Annotated in this window: 2 protein-coding genes and 1 pseudogene; 1 reads left to right on the top strand and 2 read right to left on the bottom strand. The window is 68.2% G+C overall.

Features of this window, described 5'->3' with window-relative positions; all coding sequences use genetic code 11:
- Window positions 1–6: 6 nt before the first annotated feature.
- Window positions 7–978 carry a serine hydrolase gene (locus ACIPK3_RS34390; protein ID WP_402576140.1) on the bottom strand — a complete coding sequence of 324 codons (972 nt, stop codon included), beginning with the start codon at window positions 976–978 and terminating at the stop codon, window positions 7–9.
- A 25-nt stretch (window positions 979–1,003) separates the two neighbouring features.
- Complete coding sequence (locus ACIPK3_RS34385; protein WP_402576139.1) at window positions 1,004–1,921, bottom strand: NHL repeat-containing protein; 918 nt, start codon at window positions 1,919–1,921, stop codon at window positions 1,004–1,006.
- A gap of 331 nt (window positions 1,922–2,252) precedes the next feature.
- Here ACIPK3_RS34385 and ACIPK3_RS34380 point away from each other — a divergent pair.
- Window positions 2,253–2,541: pseudogene (locus ACIPK3_RS34380) on the top strand (serine/threonine protein kinase); the annotation flags it as partial.

The following is a 2,541-nucleotide window of genomic DNA, read 5'->3' as shown; positions in this document are numbered from 1 at the left end:
ATTCGTCTACTTCAAGCGCCCTTTGAGTCGTTGCCCGTGCAACAGCGGGTAGGAGCCATCGCTCTCCTCGCTGGCCTGGAGGTCGGGCACGTAGGAGGGCAGGGGCCCTGCCGTTTCGCCGTAGAAGCTGTCAAGGTCGTGGTGCACATGCCATGCGATGCGCTGAATCGTCCCGATGCCATACGACATTGAAGGGTCTTCCTGAGTGAGGACCGCCATCTGGTAGAGACGTCCGTGACCGGTGAAGATGCCCAGGCTGTGTACTCGCCAGGCGAACGTGACTCGCTGCAGCCAGCCGTTCTTGACCTGGACCGTGATGTCGCGAGGCGCGCCGAAGGGTGTGCCCCAGCGCTGCCCCGGGACGACCTCGCTCATCAGCCGCAGGCCGTAAGCCTGGTTGGCCGGGGAGAGCACGGTGCCGTTGACGGTGTAGACGTCGAGTTGCTTCATCTCGTCATGCGCGGTCACCTGGGTGAGACCCCAGTCCCCGGTGGTGTTCAGGACGGTGTCGTGCATGCCGCACCGGTTCAGGGTGAACTGGATGAAGGGCACGCCGAGGCTGTTGTAGAGGTTGGTGGCGGACTGGTTGTCCGAGATGGTGATCATGAGGCGGAGATTGAGTTCCTCCCAGGCGCTGAGCGGGCGCCCCTCTTCCTGGGCTCGCAGCAGGGTCGCTGTCATGAGGGTGACCTTGACAATGCTGGCCGAGTCGTACTGGGCATTCGGCCGGAAGCCGCATGTCAAACCCGTGCCTTCGTCCCAGACGGTGAAGGACAGGGTGGACTTGCGCCCGCTGACGGCGTGGGCGATGTCCCGGTCGAGGCGGGCGGCGAGTCCCGGGTGCCCGGGTGCGGTGCAGTAGTGGCCGGACTCCTGCGAGGCACCGGCTGCTTGAGCCGGCGCAGCTGGCAGAAGCGCGGCCACTGCCAGCAGCAGGGCAGTGGCCCTGCCGGTGCGCGCGACACGGGCGTGCGGCATAGCAAGGTCCATCCTTTGCGGGCGTTCAGACGGTCGGGTCTTCGGGGCTGAGGGCCAGGGCGAAAGGCGCCCAGAGTCCGGTGCCGACGGTGCTCTGTTCGCCGGTGTCCGCGTCCACCCGGAACACCCGGCTCTGGTTGAAGTCCGCGATGTACACGTCGCATGCGGGGGAGACAGCGATACCCGTGGGGAACTGCAGTCCGGTGCCGACCGTGCTCTGCGGGCCCCCGCCAAGAGGCACCCTGCGCACCAGACCGTTGTACGGATCGGCCACGAACAGAGTTCCGTCGGGGCACAGGGCGAGCCCGGCGGGGTCACCCAGGCCGGTGACGGGCACGGTGCTCACCGGGCCGCCGTCCACGGACACCTTGACGACCCGGTTGTTGTACGGGTCGTTGACGAACACGTACCCGTGTGGATCCAGTGCGATCGAAGTGGGGTTGCTGAGACCGCTTCCCACTCCCACCAAGGTGGTCTGCCTGCCGTTCGGCGTCACCTTCAGCACCCTCTGATGCCCGGTGTCGGCGATGTAGACGTTCCCGGCTCCGTCGACGGCGACTCCGTACGGCTCGGAGAGGCCGACTCCGACCGTGGTGCCACGTCTGCCGTGAACCGGCATCTTCAGCACGCGGTTGTGACGGCTGTCGGCGATGTAGAGAGTGCGGTGCCGGTCGATCGCTACGCCGTACGGCAGGTCGAGCCCCTCGCCGACCACGGTGCGCTGCCCGGCCATGCCCGGCTGTGCCGTCACTACGCGATCGTTGAAGGTGTCGGCGATGTAGACCACCGGGCCGCGTGCATCGTCTGCTCCGTGGACGCCGAGGGCTTCAGGCGTGGTTCCGAGTCCGACGACCAGAACCGCTCCGGCGAGCCCGAAGCACAGACGACGGTACGGCCGCGGGAGCCGTCTGGCCTGTCGCGTAGTGCCGTGGGTGCGCGTCATGCCAACCTGCCTCGCTGATCCGACGTGACGACGGCGTCGGAACTGCCAGGACAACCCGCGCCGCACCTGCAAGCGTGGAGCAAGCGCTCTCCCGGGACCCTCGCACCACGCTTCGGTCACTTCTGCCGCGCCACGCCGTTGTCGCTCCTCGGTTCGCCCTGTCAGAGGTGAGGGGGAGAGGAACGCTGGGGCTGTAAGCCGCCGGGAGGCGTGGGGTCGGTTTCGGGCGGGCGGAGGAGGTCCGTGATGCGGCCCTGATCTGTTCGGCCTTGTGGCCTCGGGCGGGGGCCCGACTGGCGGCAGCCGGGGAAGGGGATCGTAGGCTTCGGGCATGGAGCGTCGGGGGGAGTCCGATCCGGTGTCGGTCGGGGGGTATCCGTTGTTCGCGCGGCTGGGCGCGGGGGGCATGGGCCAGGTGTACTTGGCACGGACTCCGGCCGGACGGCCGCTCGCGCTGAAGACCGGGCGGTCGGAGTTCGGGCTCGGTCCCGCTTTCGGGGAGCGCTTCGCCCGTGAGATCCGGCATGCCGACCGGGTGCGCTCGCCGTGGACGGTCACGGTGGTCGACTTCTCGCCGCAGGGATCCCGCCCGCAGTGGATCGCCACCGAGTACGTGGCCG

The sequence above is a fragment of the Streptomyces sp. NPDC086787 genome, from assembly GCF_044745865.1.
Lineage (GTDB): Bacteria > Actinomycetota > Actinomycetes > Streptomycetales > Streptomycetaceae > Streptomyces.
This window is presented reverse-complemented; position numbering and strand designations above follow the sequence as displayed.

Bases quoted from the DNA above. Each gene is read 5' to 3' on its own strand.
- ACIPK3_RS34390 (WP_402576140.1), bottom strand. From the start codon at position 978: ATGCCGCACGCCCGTGTCGCGCGCACCGGCAGGGCCACTGCCCTGCTG.
- ACIPK3_RS34385 (WP_402576139.1), bottom strand. From the start codon at position 1,921: ATGACGCGCACCCACGGCACTACGCGACAGGCCAGACGGCTCCCGCGG.